Raw genomic sequence first — 381 nt, 5'->3', positions numbered from 1 at the left:
ATAAATTGATAAATTGTATAGTGGTTGTTATATTGGTGGCATCAGATAAGTCGTAGGAACGCATTATATACGACTGAATATCATACTTAAGGGTTAATTAAAGATAAAAATCCCTATGATCAATATATGTATAAATAACTTATGTATAAATAATTAAAGAGGCCGCCATGCAAGTTCATTCTTTTTTAGATAGAGATACAGAAACCTATACCCACGTACTTGCTGATACTGAGCAAAAATTATGCGCCATTGTCGATCCTGCTTAGCTTTAATTATAACGACGAAGCCGAAAACGAGCAGCAGCTGCGAGCTAGGGTATTAGTCGCTTGCGATGGACGCGACTCTACAGTACGCCAACTGCTAGATATCGGTACAACCACT

1 protein-coding gene is annotated in these 381 nt (G+C 37.3%); it reads left to right on the top strand.

Annotated elements, in window-relative coordinates; genetic code table 11:
* Positions 1-219 precede the first annotated feature (219 nt).
* Positions 220-381, top strand: a 162-nt coding sequence (locus tag SB749_RS18810) for an FAD-dependent monooxygenase (RefSeq protein WP_410711639.1), incomplete at its 3' end; no start/stop codon positions are given.

The sequence above is a fragment of the Brevibacterium sp. SIMBA_078 genome, assembly GCF_046534565.1.
Lineage (GTDB): Bacteria > Actinomycetota > Actinomycetes > Actinomycetales > Brevibacteriaceae > Brevibacterium.
The sequence above is the reverse complement of the archived record's forward strand: the minus strand, read 5'-3'. Positions and strand labels throughout refer to the sequence as shown.